This window comes from Allobosea sp. Leaf344, from assembly GCF_001426225.1.
In the GTDB taxonomy this organism is placed as follows: Bacteria; Pseudomonadota; Alphaproteobacteria; order Rhizobiales; family Beijerinckiaceae; genus Allobosea.
The window spans coordinates 710,817-726,496 of sequence record NZ_LMRT01000014.1 but is presented as its reverse complement, the minus strand read 5'-3'; the positions used below and the strand labels follow the sequence as shown (position 1 = coordinate 726,496).

Annotated in this window: 8 protein-coding genes; 5 read left to right on the top strand and 3 right to left on the bottom strand. The window is 69.3% G+C overall.

From position 1 onward, the window contains the following. The first annotated feature begins 99 nt into the window (after window positions 1–99). Entirely contained in the window at window positions 100–1,227 is a 1,128-nt protein-coding gene (locus ASG72_RS15300) for an aminotransferase class I/II-fold pyridoxal phosphate-dependent enzyme (RefSeq protein WP_244488844.1), read from the top strand. A 115-nt stretch (window positions 1,228–1,342) separates the two neighbouring features. On the opposite strand, the gene ASG72_RS15295 is transcribed toward ASG72_RS15300, so the two are convergent. Then, on the bottom strand, window positions 1,343–4,216 hold the full coding sequence (locus ASG72_RS15295; RefSeq protein ID WP_056713692.1) for a ribonuclease E/G: 2,874 nt from the start codon (window positions 4,214–4,216) through the stop codon (window positions 1,343–1,345). A gap of 636 nt (window positions 4,217–4,852) precedes the next feature. Between ASG72_RS15295 and ASG72_RS15290 the strand changes: the two genes are divergently transcribed. The 3 genes from ASG72_RS15290 (at window position 4,853) to prfB (ending at window position 9,956) form a co-directional block, all read left to right on the top strand. After that, complete coding sequence (locus ASG72_RS15290) at window positions 4,853–6,124, top strand: N-acetylmuramoyl-L-alanine amidase (protein ID WP_156395990.1); 1,272 nt, start codon at window positions 4,853–4,855, stop codon at window positions 6,122–6,124. A gap of 133 nt (window positions 6,125–6,257) precedes the next feature. After that, a complete protein-coding gene (locus ASG72_RS15285; protein ID WP_056713687.1) occupies window positions 6,258–8,705 on the top strand; it encodes a penicillin-binding protein 1A in 2,448 nt (815 codons plus the stop codon). 122 nt (window positions 8,706–8,827) lie between these two features. Further along, window positions 8,828–9,956, top strand: a protein-coding gene (prfB, locus tag ASG72_RS15280; RefSeq protein WP_156395989.1) for a peptide chain release factor 2 whose coding sequence is annotated in 2 segments (ribosomal slippage) — window positions 8,828–8,896 and window positions 8,898–9,956 — 1,128 coding nt in all. Because the reading frame shifts where the segments join, the coding sequence is not laid out codon by codon here. A gap of 38 nt (window positions 9,957–9,994) precedes the next feature. On the opposite strand, the gene ASG72_RS15275 is transcribed toward prfB, so the two are convergent. Beyond that, on the bottom strand, window positions 9,995–11,257 hold the full coding sequence (locus ASG72_RS15275) for a M23 family metallopeptidase (protein WP_056713681.1): 1,263 nt from the start codon (window positions 11,255–11,257) through the stop codon (window positions 9,995–9,997). A 178-nt stretch (window positions 11,258–11,435) separates the two neighbouring features. Next, window positions 11,436–11,906: a peroxiredoxin gene (locus ASG72_RS15270; RefSeq protein ID WP_056713678.1), complete on the bottom strand. Its 471-nt coding sequence runs from the start codon at window positions 11,904–11,906 to the stop codon at window positions 11,436–11,438. A 292-nt stretch (window positions 11,907–12,198) separates the two neighbouring features. Here ASG72_RS15270 and ASG72_RS15265 point away from each other — a divergent pair, with 292 nt between their 5' ends. Continuing rightward, window positions 12,199–15,657: a hypothetical protein gene (locus tag ASG72_RS15265; RefSeq protein ID WP_056713675.1), complete on the top strand. Its 3,459-nt coding sequence runs from the start codon at window positions 12,199–12,201 to the stop codon at window positions 15,655–15,657. Window positions 15,658–15,680 lie beyond the last annotated feature (23 nt).

Genomic DNA, 15,680 nt, shown 5'->3' with positions numbered 1-15,680 from the left:
AGGGCAGCCGCCATGGACAAGAAAGCCGCCGCCACCGCCCCCGCCATCCGCCCGCCGCAGGTCGCGGCGCGGGCCGAACGGGTCTCGCCCTTCATCGTTATGGATGTGATGAACCAGGCCGCGGAGATCGAGCGCGCCGGCGGAACGGTCGTGCATATGGAGGTCGGCCAGCCCTCGGCGCCGACGCCGGCCTTGATCCGCGCCGCCGCCGGCCGGGCGCTGGAGGATGGGCGCATAGGCTACACCCAGGCGCTGGGCACCGATTCGCTGCGCCAGCGGATCGCCAGGCATTATCGCGAGGCCTATGGCGTCGCCGTCCCGCCGGAGCGCGTCGTCGTCACCACCGGCTCCTCGGGCGGCTTCATCCTCGCCTTCCTCGCCTGTTTCCAGCCGGGCGACCGCGTCGCGATCACCGCTCCGGGCTATCCCGCCTATCGCAACATCCTGATCGCGCTCGGGCTGGAGCCGGTCGCCATCGAGGTCGGACCGCAGACGCGCTTCGCGCTGACGCCAGAGCTGATCGCGCGCGCCCATGCCGAGAAGCCCCTGGCGGGGGTGCTGACCATGAGCCCGGCCAATCCGACCGGCGTGGTGATGGCGCCGGAGGCGATCGCGGCCGTGGCGGAGGCGTGCCGCCGCCTAGGGCTCTGGTACATTTCCGACGAAATCTATCACGGCCTGACCTATGATACGCCCGCGACGACCGCGCTCGCCGCCGATCCCGAGGCGATCATCGTCAACTCCTTCTCGAAATACTATTGCATGACCGGCTGGCGGGTCGGCTGGCTCGTGGTGCCGGAGCGCCTGGTGCGGCCGATCGAGCGGCTGCAGCAGAATTTCTCGATCTCGGTGCCCTTCCTCAGCCAGATCGCGGGGGAGGCGGCCTTCGACGCGACGGCGGAATGCGAGGCGATCAAGGCGGGCTATGCCGCCAACCGGGCCTATCTGCTGCAGGCCCTGCCGGAGATCGGGCTCGGCGATTTCCTGCCCGTCGACGGCGCCTTCTACATCTATATCGACATCGGCCGGCACTCGAACGATTCCATGAGCTTCTGCCGCGAAGCTCTGGTCGAGGCCGGGGTCGCGATCACGCCCGGGCTCGATTTCGACGAGGCGCGTGGCGCGCGCACGGTCAGGCTGTCCTTCGCCGGCTCTCTGGCGGAATGCCAGGAGGCGGTGGCGCGGCTGGGCACCTGGCTGCAGGAGAGGACGGGCCAGCGCGGCTGAGGCTCGCAGGCGAGGGCCCGGCCGCCGCTCAGCTCCGTTCGGAGCGCTTCGCACCGGCTCGCAGCTTCCCATGAAAAAGGCCCGCCGCAGTCTCCTGCGGCGGGCCTTTTTGTGTTCAGCCCCGGTTGGTCAGCTTGTTCCACCAGCCGCCGCGCTTGGGGCGGTCCGGATCGGGAGGGGTGAGCACGACGGCGACGGGCTCTTCCACCACCCGGGGCGCCGGAGCCGGCGCGGGCTCGGGCTCGGGCGCCGGAGCGGCCTGCCCATCGGCGGGCGCAGCCGGTGCCGTGGCTTCGGCCGGAGCGGCCGGACCGGCATCGGCCGCTGTCTCGGCGGCGGCGCCATCCTCGGTGATCGGGACGATCTTCTTGCGGGCGCGGCTGCGCTTCGGCTTGGCGACCTCCGCTTCGGGCTCGGGCTCGGCCGCTGCCGTCGCGGCGGCTTCGGCCGCCGGCGGGGCCGCCTCGCTCACCTCGGCGACGACCTCGGACCCCGCCTCGTCGGCAGATTTGGGCTTGCGGCGGCCACCGCGGGCGCGCTTGGGCTTCTCGGCCGGGGCGGCAGCGGGCTCCTCGCCAGCGGGTTCATCGGCGCCGAGCTCCGCGGCAGGCGCTTCGGCGGCATCGGAAGCCATGGCAGGCTCCTCGGCGCGATCCGACGGATCGGCCTCGCCCTCCGCATCGTCCTCGCCATCCTCGTCGCCGCCATTGTCGAGGCGCTGGCCATTGGCGTCACGCTCGCCGCCACGCCGCCGCCGCCGGCGACGGCGACGCTTGCGGCCACCTTCGCCACGGCCTTCACCATCGCCGCGCTCGGCCGCTTCGCCGTCATCGGCCGCCATGGTCGCGGCGATCGGCGCCTCGGCGCCCAGCGCCTCGGCTTCGGCGGCCGCGTCGAGCGCCTCGTCGTCGATATCGGCCGCGACGGCTTCCGCCTTGATGCTGCTGACCGGGATCACCCGGCCCTCATTGCCGACGAACTCGCCGCGCTCGACCTCGAAATAGCGCGTGCCGAGCAGGGCGGCGTCGACCGAGATGCTGATCGCGATGCCGAAGCGGGTCTCGAGATCGCTGAGATGCAGCCGCTTCTGGTTCAGGACGTAAAGCGCCACCTCGGGCCGCGTCCGGACGTTGAGATTATGCGAGGCGCTCTTGATCAGCGTCTCCTCGAGCGCGCGCAGGATCTGCAGCGCGACGGAGGGGGTGGAGCGGATCATGCCGGCGCCGGCGCAATGCGGGCAGGGCACGGAGGAGCTTTCGAGCACGCCGGTGCGGATGCGCTGGCGCGACATCTCCAGCAGGCCGAAGGCCGAGATCCGGCCGACCTGGATGCGGGCACGGTCGTCCTTCAGGCAATCCTTCAGCTTCTTCTCGACGGCGCGGTTGTTGCGGTTCTCCTCCATGTCGATGAAATCGATCACGATGAGGCCGGCGAGGTCGCGCAGGCGGAGCTGGCGGGAGATCTCCTCCGCCGCTTCGAGATTGGTCTTGAGGGCGGTGTCCTCGATATTGTGCTCGCGGGTCGAACGGCCGGAATTGATGTCGATCGCGACCAGCGCCTCGGTCTGGTTGATGACGATGTAGCCGCCGGATTTCAGCGTCACGGTGTTGGAGAACATCGCGTCGAGCTGGCTCTCGACGCCGAAGGCGGCGAAGAGCGGGGTCTGGTCGCGATAGGGCTTCACGCTCTTGGCATGGCTCGGCATGAGCATGCGCATGAAGTCCTTGGCCTCGCGATAGGCCTCGTCGCCGGCGACGTGAACCTCGTCGATATCCTTGTTGTAGAGGTCGCGGATCGAGCGCTTGACGAGGTTGCCCTCCTCATAGACCAGCGCCGGGGCGACGGAGGCCAGCGTCAGCTCGCGCACGCTCTCCCACATCCGCATCAGATATTCGTAGTCGCGCTTGATCTCGACCTTGGTACGCGAGGCCCCGGCGGTGCGCAGGATGATGCCCATCCCATCCGGCACCTCCAGCTCCTGGGCAACTTCCTTCAGGCGCTTGCGATCCTCGGCATTGGTGATCTTGCGCGAGATGCCGCCGCCCTTGCCGGTGTTCGGCATCAGCACGGAATAGCGGCCGGCGAGCGAGAGATAGGTGGTCAGGGCGGCGCCCTTGTTGCCGCGCTCCTCCTTGACGACCTGCACCAGGATGATCTGGCGGCGCTTGATCACCTCCTGGATCTTGTACTGGCGGCGGTGATGGCGCGGCGCGCGCTCCGGCATGTCGTCGAGGGCGTCGCCGCCGCCGAGCTGCTCGGGAGCCTCCTCGGCCTCCTCGCCATCCTCGTCCTGGTCGCCCTCGTCCTCGGAGCGGCGCCGGGCCTCCTGCGGCTCGGCCTCGCTTTCGGAGGCGGAATCCGACGCGTCGCCCTGCGCCTCGCCGGCCTCGTCCGAGCCGGCCTCGTCCGATGTGGTCTCGAAGGTCAGCGGCGCGTGGTTCTCGGCGGCATGCTCGCCGGCCTCCTCGGTGACCGCCGGGGCGAATTCCTGGCCGAATGCGGGAGCGCCCTCATTGACCATCGCGGCGTCCTTGCCGTCGGTGTCGACGCCGTTCTCCGGCTCGCCCGTCGCCTCGATCTCGGCCGAGACGGTCTCGTCCGTCGCCGCCCGCTTGGCGCGGCCGTCGCGATCGCCCCTGCGGCCGCGGTCGCGGCGGCCGCGCTTCTCGCGGCGCTCCTCGTCGCGCTCTTCCTCGCGATCGGCGCGGGCCTCCTCGGCGATCAGCGCCTGCCGGTCGGCGACCGGGATCTGGTAGTAATCGGGGTGGATTTCGGAGAAGGCGAGGAAGCCGTGGCGGTTGCCGCCATATTCGACGAAGGCGGCCTGGAGCGAGGGTTCGACCCGCGTCACCTTCGCCAGATAGATGTTGCCACGCAGGGGTTTGCGGCTGGCGGATTCGAAATCAAATTCCTCGACGCGGGATCCGCGAACCACCACGACCCGGGTCTCCTCCGGGTGGGTGGCATCGATGAGCATCTTGTTGGCCATTAGAATCTTCCATGGGCGCAGCCGCCGACACGAGCCGGGCGGCGGACAACGATCCGTCGCCGCGGGCAGGGACGCCGCGCGAAAGCCGGGCAGGGCCGGCATGTTGCAGGAGGGGGAAACAATCGATCCGGACAGGGATGCGGCTCGGGAAACCGGCTGGGGCGAACAGCCCGGCGCAGTCCCGCAGGTTCGAACGAGTCACCGAAAACGTTTGCGGTGTCGTATGCCCCGACATCTGTCCTGACCTGCGCCGCGCCCGCCGAAACCGGCGAGCCCGTCGCGTTGCACGCTCGCGAGACCCTGCCATGCGTCGAACTTTCGTGCCTGACGCCGGCCGTCTGCGGACGATCCGTTGATGGCTGCGCCGCCGCGACCGGACCGGGAGGACCGGCCGCCTCGCTTGACCCCGGACGCCGACGGATCCTCGGATCCGGATGCGCACCATGGGAGGCCTGCAATGCAACCAATCCCATTACAGACAGGTGATAGTGTTTTGCAAGTCACATCCTCCGCCGAAGATGGCGCTGCGACCGGCTGGCCGGTTCACCCGGGGCGCGGTGGCGTGGTAACGCCCTGTTAAGGCGTCGCCCGGCTTATGGTTAAGCATTCGGTGACGCCATACGGGAAATTCGCTCCTTGCACCGCTTGCGCTCAGCCTCGACGGATCGGATCAAGCTGGCGCGGCGATGGACGCAGCGGCTGCTCGCGGGCGCCTTCCTCGCCTTGGCCTGTTGCGGGGGCGCCGCCGCCACCTCCAGACCCGCATCCGAACTGCCCGTCGCCACCGATGCCAGGCTCGAACAGGCGGGCGAGGTGGTGCGCCTGACGCTGGCCCTGTCCCAGCCGGTGCCGATCGAGACCAGCGTGATCGCCGGGCCCGACCGCATCGTCATCGACCTGCCATCCGTGAATTTCCAGGTCCAGCCCGCCGCCTCCCGCAAGAGCGCCGGCTTCGTCAGCGCCTTCCGCTTCGGACTGTTCACGGCCGACCGGGCCCGCATCATCATCGACCTGTCGAATCCGGCGCTCGTCACCAAGGCGGAGATGCGCCAGCGGCGGGGCGGTTTCGGCGAGCTCGTGGTCGAGATGACGCGCGCCAGCCGTGGCGAATTCCAGGCCGCGGTCGCGCGCGGGCGCCCGCAGCAGGCGGAGCCGGCGGTCGCGCCGCCGGCCCCCGCCGCCGCGCCGGCGGATAGCCGCCAGCTGGTGGTGATCGATCCCGGCCATGGCGGCATCGATCCGGGCGCCGTCGTCGCCGCCATCGCCGAGAAGGCCGTGGTTCTCTCCTTCGGCCAGCGCCTGAAGGAGACGCTCGAGGCGAGCGGCCGCTACCGCGTGCTGATGACGCGCGACGACGACCGATTCGTCTCGCTGGGCGACCGGGTGAAGGTCGCGCGGGCGGCCGGGGCTGATCTGTTCGTCTCGATCCACGCGGATTCGCTGACCCAGGCGCAGGAGGTCCGCGGCGCCACCGTCTATACCGGCTCGGAACGGGCGACCGACGCCGAATCGGCCCGTCTGGCGGCCAAGGAGAACCAGGCCGACGCGGTCGGCGGGCTCGAAATGGCCGAGGAGGTGCAGGATGTCGCCGGCATCCTGATGGACCTCGCCAAGCGCGAGACACGGACCTTTTCCTCGGTCTTCGCCCGCAATCTGGTCGAGAAGCTCGGCGCTTCGGTGAAGATGCACAAGGTGCCGCTCCGCTCCGCCGGCTTCAAGGTCCTGGGCGCGCCGGACGTTCCCTCCGTGCTGATCGAGCTCGGCTACATGTCCAGCCCGAAGGATGCGGAGCTCCTGAATTCCGAGGCCTGGCGGCGGCAGGCGGTCGGGGCCGTGAGCGCGGCGATCGACGATTATTTCCTGCGTGAGCGCGCCCCCGCGGGCAAGGCCGTCCTCAATCGGCGGTAAACGGATTGGCCCCGGTCGCTAAAATGTGGTGCAAGGCCACGCTTCCGCCATCTCGGCGGTGATATACGGTTGCGGCTGAGGCGTTGGAGACGCAGCGGCGTCGGCACGATTTTGCGAGGGCCAGGGGCTCCTGATGCGGTTTGTTCTGAGATTATTCGGCTGGGCTTTCGCGGCTGGTGCCATCGTCTTCGTGCTCGGCGCGATCGGCGCGGCCGGTCTGATCTGGCACTACTCGAAGGACCTGCCCGATTCGGCGCAGCTGCGGAACTACGAGCCGCCGGTGATGACCCGCGTGCATGCGGGCGATGGCAGCCTGATCGCCGAATTCGCCCGGGAAAGGCGGCTCTACCTGCCGATCCAGGCCGTTCCGAAGCTGATCGTCGAGGCCTATCTCTCGGCCGAGGACAAGAATTTCTACAAGCATATCGGCGTCGATCCCGAGGGTCTGGTCCGCGCCGCGATCACCAATTTCCGCAACCGCGCGGCGGGCCGCCGGCCGCAGGGCGCCTCGACCATCACGCAGCAGGTGGCGAAGAACTTCCTGGTCGGATCCGACCAGAACATGGAGCGCAAGATTCGCGAGGCGCTGGTCGCGCTGCGAATCGAGACGACCTATTCCAAGGACAAGATCCTCGAGCTCTATCTCAACGAGATCTATCTCGGCGCGCCGGCGCCGGGGCAGGGCAGCTATGGCATCGCCGCCGCGGCGCTGAATTATTTCGGCAAGTCGGTGCATGAGCTGAACCTGCAGGAGGCCGCCTATCTCGCGGCGCTGCCCAAGGCGCCGACCGACCTGCACCCGTTCCGCAACCGCGAACGCGCGATCGAGCGGCGAAACTACGTCATCGATCGCATGATCGAGAACGGCTATGTCCCGCGCGAGCAGGGCGAGCAGGCGAAGAAGCAGCCGCTCGGCGTCAATCCGCGCACGGTCTCGCCGAACAACATCGCCGCCGGCTATTTCGCCGAGGAGATCCGGCGCGAGCTGCAGGACCGTTACGGCGAGAAGAAGCTGCTCGAGGGCGGGCTCTCGGTGCGCTCGACCGTCGATCCCAAGATGCAGCTGATGGCCCGCAAGGCGCTGGTCGACGGGCTGGTGCGCTTCGACGAGGCGCGCGGCTGGCGCGGCGCGATCCAGAAGCTCGATCTCGGCGCGCGCGATTGGGGGCTCGCCATCGGCGATCTGCCCGTGCTGGGCGATGTCGCGCCCTGGCGCCTGGCCGTCGTGCTCGAGGTCGTCGGCGACACGGCCCGCCTCGGCCTGCACCCGCTGCGCGAGCCGTCCGGCCAGCTGAAGAGCGACCGGCAGACGGTCACGCTCGGCGCCGAAGGGATCAAATGGACGCGGCGCGCCCGCGTCTCCCAGGTCGTCTCGGTGGGGGACGTCGTCTATGTCGAGCCGACCGACGGCCGCTCCGGCCAGGCGCGCCTGCGCCAGCTGCCTGAGGTCAACGGCGCCATCACCGTGATGGACCCGTTCTCCGGCCGCGTGCTGGCGATGGTCGGCGGCTTCTCGCACGACCAGTCCGAGTTCAACCGCGCGACGCAGGCGATGCGGCAGCCCGGCTCGTCCTTCAAGCCCTTCGTCTATGCGACGGCGCTCGACAATGGCTACACCCCGTCCAGCATCATCCTCGACGCCCCGGTCGAGATCGACCAGGGCGGCGGCCTCGGCATGTGGCGGCCGGAGAATTACGACGGCAAGCCGACCGGGCCCCGCACCCTGCGCTACGGCATCCAGTTCTCGAAGAACCTGATGACGGTGCGCCTGGCCAAGGATGTCGGCATGCCGCTGATCGCGGAATATGCGCGCCGCTTCGGCGTCTATGACGACATGCTGCCCGTGCTCTCGATGTCGCTGGGCGCCGGCGAGACCACGGTGATGCGGATGACCGCGGGCTACGCCATGCTCGTCAATGGCGGCAAGCGCATCCGGCCGACGCTGATCGACCGCATCCAGGATCGCTGGGGCTCGACCATCTACCGGCACGACCAGCGCGTCTGCGAGGGCTGCAACGCCGATAAATGGACCAACCAGCCGGAGCCGCGCCTGGTCGACAATCGCGACCAGGTCATCGACCCGCTGACCGCCTATCAGATGGTCTCGATCATGGAGAGCGTCGTGCAGTCCGGCACGGCGACGGTGGTCAAGAGCGTCGGCAAGCCGCTCGCCGGCAAGACAGGCACCACCAACGACGCCAAGGACGTCTGGTTCGTCGGCTTCTCGCCGGATCTCGCCGTCGGCGTCTATATGGGCTTCGACAAGCCGAAATCGCTCGGCAGCTCGGCGACGGCGGGTCAATATGCGGCGCCGATCTTCCGCGACTTCATGATGGCCGCGCTGAAGGACAAGCCGGCGACGCCGTTCCGCGTCCCCGCCGGCATCAAGCTGATCCGCGTCGATCCGAAGACCGGCATGCGCAGCGGCGGCGAGGGCGGCATTCTCGAGGCGTTCAAGCCCGGCACGGCGCCGCCCGACAGCTATTCCGTGATCGGCGTGGCCGGCGACGGCTCGGTCCCGCTCGGCGTCGGCCCGGGCGGCGGCCGCGGTGTCGGCTCGGGCACCGGCGGACTGTACTGAGCGCGCGCGCCGGCGCGCACGCGCCGTCGCTCCCACTCCGCCCGCGATCATTTACATCGCGGGGATTCGCCCCTATCTCAGCGGCGCCTCACCCGCGTTTTGCAGAAAGACCGTGCCAGACCATGCGTCCTGAAATCCAGACCCAGCTCGACAACGCCAAGCAGTCGATCGGACTGCTGAGGAGGCATCTTTGACTGGGATGTCGCACAGCGCCGTCTCGCCGAACTGAACGCCCTCTCGGAGGGCCCCGATTTCTGGAACGACGCCGACGCCGCGCAGAAGCTGATGCGCGAGCGCACCTCCCTGGAAGAGCAGATCAACGGCATCGGCAAGCTCGAGCGCGATCTCGACGATGCGATGACGCTGATCGAGCTCGGCGAGATGGAGGAGGACGAGGCCTCGATCCGCGAGGGCGAGGCCGCGATCAAGGCGGTCGAGGTCGAGGCGGCGCGGCTGCAGGTCGAGACCCTGCTCTCGGGCGAGGCCGACCAGCTCGACACCTATCTCGAAATCCATCCCGGAGCCGGCGGCACCGAGAGCCAGGACTGGGCCGAGATGCTGCTGCGCATGTACAGGCGCTGGGGCGAAAGGCGGAAGTTCAAGGTCGAGACGCTGGACTATCAGGATGGCGACACCGCCGGCATCAAATCGGCGACGCTCGTCTTCAAGGGCCATAACGCCTATGGCTGGCTCAAGACGGAATCGGGCGTGCACCGGCTGGTCCGGATTTCGCCCTTCGATTCCAATGCGCGGCGGCAGACCTCCTTCGCCTCGGTCTGGATCTATCCGGTCGTCGACGATCGGATCGTCATCGACGTCAAGGAATCGGATTGCCGCATCGATACCTACCGCGCGCAGGGCGCCGGCGGGCAGCACATCAACACCACCGATTCGGCGGTGCGGATCACGCATATCCCGACCGGGATCGCGGTCACCTGCCAGCAGGAGCGCTCCCAGCACAAGAACCGGGCCAAGGCCTGGGACATGCTGCGCGCCCGCCTCTACGAGATCGAGCTGAAGAAGCGCGAGGAGAAGGCGAATGCCGAGCAGGCCTCCAAGACCGATATCGGCTGGGGCCACCAGATCCGCTCCTATGTGCTCCAGCCCTATCAGCTTGTGAAGGATCTGAGGACGGGCGTCAGCTCGACCGATCCGTCGGAGGTGCTGGACGGCGCGCTCGACCCCTTCATGGAGGCGTCGCTGGCGCAGCGGGTCTACGGCACGGAAGTCGAGGTCGAGGATATCGACTGAGGCGCGCCGGGCGGCGGCGCCCGGCACAAATTTCCGGATCAGCCGGCCGGGGCGAGCTTCGCGCCGGCCCGCAGGAAGCGCGTGGGATCGACCGGCTCGTCGTCGATGCGGGTCTCGTAATGCAGATGCGGCCCGGTCGAGCGGCCCGTCGAACCGACGCGGCCGAGCTGCTGCCCGGTCTTCACCATCTGGCCGACGCTGACCTGCATCGCCGACATATGGGCGTAGCGGGTGGTGATGCCATTGGCATGCTCGATCTCGACCATATTGCCGTAGCCGCCGGAATATTCGGCGGTGACGACCTTGCCGGGCGCGGTGGCGCGGATCGGCGCCCCGGTCTCGCCGCGGAAATCGACGCCGGTATGCATCGCCGGCGCGCGGGTGAAGGGATCGACGCGGTAGCCGAAATTCGAGGTGAAATCGGCCTCTCCGGCCATGGGCCGGGCCAGCGGCAATTGCTCCGACAGGCTGCGCAGGCGGAACACCGCGGCGATGCGCGGCTGCAGCGCGCTGAGGGAGGCCTCGAACGGGCCGGCCGAGGGATCGACCTTGAACGGCACGAAGGGCCCGCCGGTCCCGCCAGCGCTCGCGACGGGGTTGATGTGGTTGATGTCGAGCCCGGTCTCGGCCAGCGCGGCGCGCAGATGCTTCTGCGAGGCGGCGAGGCTCTGGTCCATCTCCTTGAGCGTCTCGATCTGCTCGGCCGAGGTCGTGGCGATCGCCGTCTCCAGCCTGTCGAGCACCGCGGCGACGCGCTGGGCGGGGGCGGGCGCCGGCGCCGCCTCGCCGGACTGCCAGGGCGCCGGGCGGCCGCCTTCGGCGCCGCGCAAAGGCGGGGTATCGGGCGCGGGCGTCGGCTTGGTCGGCATGATCGGCGCGAAGCTGGTGACGCCGGAGGCGCGCACCGGCTCTTCCGGCTTGATCGACCGCACCCGCATGGCCGGTTTGGCGGCCGGCATCAGCCCGCCGCTCTGCAAGGTGTCGGTGAGGGCGGCGACCAGGGAATGCCGGGATTCCAGCTCCGCCTGGCGGGTGGCCAGCTCGTCGACCCGCGATTCCACGGTATCCTGTTCGAGCAGCGCCTTGCTCGCGAGCCTGTCGATATCGGCGCGCAGCGAGGCGATGCGATCCTCATAGGCGTATTGCCGCGAGGTCTCGCGGGCGATCAGCCGGGCGGCGAGATCGTCCTTGCTCAGCACGTACCAGATCGCACCGCCGCATCCGGCCGTTGTGGTCGCCAGCCAGGCGAGGCCGAAGAGCGCGGTGGCGCGCCCCACCGCATAGGTCTTCCGTGTGACCAACCCGGAGACCGGGAGGGTGGACGCAGGCGAGGAGGTACGCTTCATAGGCTGGGACCGGATTGAACGCTGCCGATGCCAGCCACTAGAGACGGTTAAGGTTAACCCTTCGCAAATCCGGCGGCCAAATCCGGGAGATCGCGCCGCCCTCGGCCGAAAAAACCGGAATCTTTCGAATGGCCTAGGCCGGCAGGGCGCGGGCCGCCGCGAGCACCTCCTCGGCATGGCCCGGCACCTTCACCTTCGGCCAGATCCGCGCGATGCGGCCGTCGCGGTCGATCAGGAAGGTCGTGCGCTCAACCCCCATATAGCTGCGGCCATACATGCTCTTCTCGACCCAGAGCCCATAGGCCTGCAGCACCTCTTGGGTCTCGTCCGCGACCAGCGGGAAGTCGAGGCCGTGCTTGGCTTTGAAGCGGTCATGGCTCTTCACCGGATCCGGCGAGATGCCGATGATCTCGGCGCCGACGGCCTCGAAATCCCGGCGCAGCGCGTTGAAGGCGATGGCCTCCTTGGTGCAGCCGGGGGTGTCGTCCTTGGGATAGGCGTAGAGCACCACCAGCCGCCCTTTGAGCGCGGCGAGGGAGAGCGAGCCGCCACCATCGCGGGCGAGCGTGAAATCGGGCGCCAAATCGCCTTCTTTAAGCACCATGATCTGCCTTCCTTTCGTCGCCTTCGCCTTGCAAGAGCGTCCGGCTCCATAAGCGCACCGGCATCGTGCAAGCGGTGGCGATGGTGATATGGTGCGCGCGTTCCCCTTGGGAAGACCGGAACAGCCGTCTCGACGAAGGCGTTGGATGCGGCGGCTGGAGCCGATGGCAGCACGGCTGCCGAAGCTCTAGCGTCGTGTTCGGCACGGGCTGGCGATTCGCAGGAACGCCCGCTCTGCTCCTGCCGGACGCGCGCCGATGATGTTTCTGCCATGAGCGGACAATAGGACGAACTTGCGGACCCAGGAGCCCAACCCCGCCGCGACCGTCGCAGCCAGTGTCGATGCAGACGCGCCGGAGGCTTGCGAGGCCGTGGTCGCGAAGCGGGCCAAGGCCGGGCTGCTTACCATGGCCGTCGCCATCTGCGTCGCCGTCCTGACTTTGGCCGGTGCCGCCGGCACGCTGCTGCTCACCGGCTTCGTGCCTTTGCCCGGCCTGGAGGACAGGATCACAAGGGCGATGGAATCGCGGCTGGGCGAGGGCTGGACGGTCGAGGCCGGGACGGCGGAACTGCGCCGCATCGACGGGCGCTCGCAGCTGCAGATCCGGCAGGTGCTGTTCAGGCATCGCAGCGGTGCCAGCATCCGCGCGCCCGAGGCGACGCTGGGCTATGATCCGCTGGCGCTGCTGCGCGGCGAGATCAGGCTGGTCTCTGTCGATCTGCGCGGCGTCAATGTGCGGCTCGGGGTGACGCGCGAAGGCGCGCTCGTCGTCAATGCCGATTCGGCCCCCGCCGAGATCCGCCCGCCCTCGACGCTGCCGGATGCCGCGCAATGGAACGCCTTCACCGGGCTGATGGGCGCGGTCGCCTCGCTGGCCCAGGGGGAGGGGCTGCTCGGCTCGCTCGAAACCGCCGGCATGCAGGGCGCACGGCTGACGCTGGTCGATCCAGACGGCCGCCAGCGCGCTGGTTTCGAGGATGTCGGCATCAGCCTCTCCAGGCAATCGGCGCGCGTCACGCGGCTGACCATGCAGGGCCGCACCGGCCCGCGCTGGAAGGAGCTGATCATCGATCTCTCGGCGGACGAGGCGGGGACGCAGCGCGCCGAGATCGAGATCGTTCGCTTCGAGCCCTCCGAAATCGTCGCCCTCGCCATGGGCAGCGGCACGGTCTCGCTGAAGGGCCTGCCGATCAAGGGGCGCGCCACGCTCGTCCAGAAGGCGGACGGCCAGCGCAGCATCGCCGCCTCGATCCAGATCGCGGCGGGCGAGATCGCCTTTCCCGGCGGTCCGCTGGAGACGCTGACCATCGATTCCGCGGCCTTCGAGGTCTCGGCCGAAAATGATCTGAGCCTGCTGCGGATGACGAGCGGCAGAATCGCCGCCGGCGGGCTCAATCTGTCGGGCCAGGGCACGCTGCGCGAAGAGCAGGGCGCCTGGCGCCTGCAGATCGACGGCAGCGGGCAGATCGCCGGAGTCGAGGGCGATCCCCCGGTCCAGGTCACCGGGCTCGAGAGCAATCTGCTGCTCGACCCGCGCAGCAACGAGATCCGGATCGACCGGCTCGCGCTGAAGGGGCCGGGCCTCGATGCCGGCATGACCGGGGTGCTGCAGAAGATCGGGCCCTCGCCCTCCCAGCGGCTGACCATCCAGGCGGTCGATACCGATGTGCGGGCGGCGCTGGCGGCCTGGCCGCGCTGGTCATCGCCCGATCTGCACAGCGAGCTGTCCAGGCAGCTGAAATCCGGCCGCGCCGAGCGCGTCACCGTCGAGCTCGATCTCTCGGCCGAGGATCATGCGCGGCTGATGGAAGGCGCCGGCATGCCGGACGCCGCGCTCGCCGTCTCCGTCACCGGGCGCGACGTCGTCTATGCCCCGGGTCCCGGCCTGCCGCTGCTGGTCGAGGGCAGGGTCACCGGCCGCGCCACCGGGCGGACGGTCCAGCTGGCGATCGAGAGCGCGCAGGCCGAGCTCGGAAACGGCCGCAGGCTGGCGCTGTCGGAAGGCAGCTTCGAGATCCCCAACACCTGGCTGCCGCGCCCTCCGGCGCGAATCGCCTTCCGCTCGACGGGTCCGGTCGCGGCGCTGGCGAGTCTGTTCCAGTTCCCGGCGCTGCGCGGCTTCGCCCCGGCGACGCTCGATCCGGCGCTGTACAAGGGCGCCTCGGACCTCCGCACGGTAATCAAGCTGCCGCTCGCCGACGAGGTCCAGCCCGAGGAGGTGGTGGTGCAGAGCACGGGCGCGCTGAGCAACCTCGCCGCCGACACGCTGCTCGGCCAGGAGCGGCTGGACCAGGGCAATCTCACGGTGAGCTATGACCGCGCCGGACTGGCGCTGAAGGGCGAGGCGCGGATCGGCGGCGAGAAGGGGCAGATCGAGGTCCGGCAGAACCGCAACGGCCAGGGCGAGGCCGTGCTGACCATGGCGCTCGACAATGCGGCGCGGCAGAAGCGCGGGCTGGGGCCGGAAGCCGGCATCAACGGCGTCGTCCAGCTGCGCGTGGCCAAGGCGATGGGCAAGGGCGGCGAGGCTCCCGCCCATGTCGATCTCGACCTCGCCAAGGCGGCGCTGGAGGGGCCGATCCCCGGGCTCAGCAAGGCGGCCGGCAAGCCCGGCAAGGTCAGCTTCTCCTGGGCCCAGTCGGAAGGCGGGCCGCGGCTCGAGGATTTCAGCCTCGACATCGGCACGACCGCGCTGAAGGGGCGGGTCGAGCTCGACCGGCAGAACGCGTTCGAATCCGCGCGCTTCTCGCAGTTCCGGGTGTCGCCCGGCGATAATCTCAAGGTCGACGTCCAGCGCGACGGCAATCTGCGCAAGGTCACGATTCGCGGCGCGGTGATGGATGCGCGCCCCTTCGTGCGGGACCTTCAGGCGGCCTCGGGACCGGCCGCGGCCGGCGCGAAGCCGGCGGAGCCGGGCGCCGATCTCGACATCGATCTCGACGTGCCGATCGTCACGGGGTTCAACAACGAGACGATCAGCAACGCCAATCTGAAGCTCTCGCGGCGCGGCGGCGACATCAGGGCCCTGACCTTCCAGGGGCGCATCGGCCGCGCCGATGTGGTGGCGCGCCAGGGGCGGCAGGGCGAGGGCGGGGGCGCGCTGGTGGTGCAGTCGGAGAATGGCGGCTCGCTGCTGCGCTTCTTCGATCTCTACCGCCGCGCCCATGGCGGCGATCTGATCCTGAATCTCGGGCCGGGCGATGCGCGCCAGAGCGGCGAGCTGCTGTTCCGGAATTTCGTGGTGCGCGACGAGCCGGCGCTGCGCCGCGTGCTGGGGACGCAACCCACCCTGACGCCGCTGCCCTCCGGGGATCGCGTCGGCGTGCCGGGCCCGGTCGCGGGCGTGAGCGCCGACGAGGCCGAGTTCACCAAGCTCCGCGCCGAATTCACCCGTTCCGCCAGCCGGCTCGACGTCTCGGACATGGTGATCTGGGGCCGGCAGATCGGCTTCACCCTGCGCGGCACCGTCGATTACGGGCGCGACAAGGTCGATATCGGCGGCACTTTCGTCCCGAGCTACGCCTTCAACAACGCTTTCGCCCAGGTGCCGATTTTGGGCGGGCTGCTCGGCGGGGGCAGCCAATATGGCGGGTTGTTCGCGATGAATTTCCGCATCACCGGCGCCGCCAGCGCGCCGACCATGTCGGTCAACCCGCTCTCGGCGATCGCGCCCGGCATTCTGCGCCGTTTCGTCGATCCGCTCGGCGGCTCGCCCAATCAGCGGCCGATCCAGCCGACGCCGCAGCGCTGACGCCGAGCCGGGTGCCCGGGCGC

What these genes read in the sequence shown, in the direction of transcription:
- ASG72_RS15300 (WP_244488844.1), top strand. Translation starts at nt 100, where the DNA reads ATGGATGTGATGAACCAGGCCGCGGAGATCGAGCGCGCCGGCGGAACG.
- ASG72_RS15295 (WP_056713692.1), bottom strand. Translation starts at nt 4,216, where the DNA reads ATGGCCAACAAGATGCTCATCGATGCCACCCACCCGGAGGAGACCCGG.
- ASG72_RS15285 (WP_056713687.1), top strand. Translation starts at nt 6,258, where the DNA reads ATGCGGTTTGTTCTGAGATTATTCGGCTGGGCTTTCGCGGCTGGTGCC.
- ASG72_RS15270 (WP_056713678.1), bottom strand. Translation starts at nt 11,906, where the DNA reads ATGGTGCTTAAAGAAGGCGATTTGGCGCCCGATTTCACGCTCGCCCGC.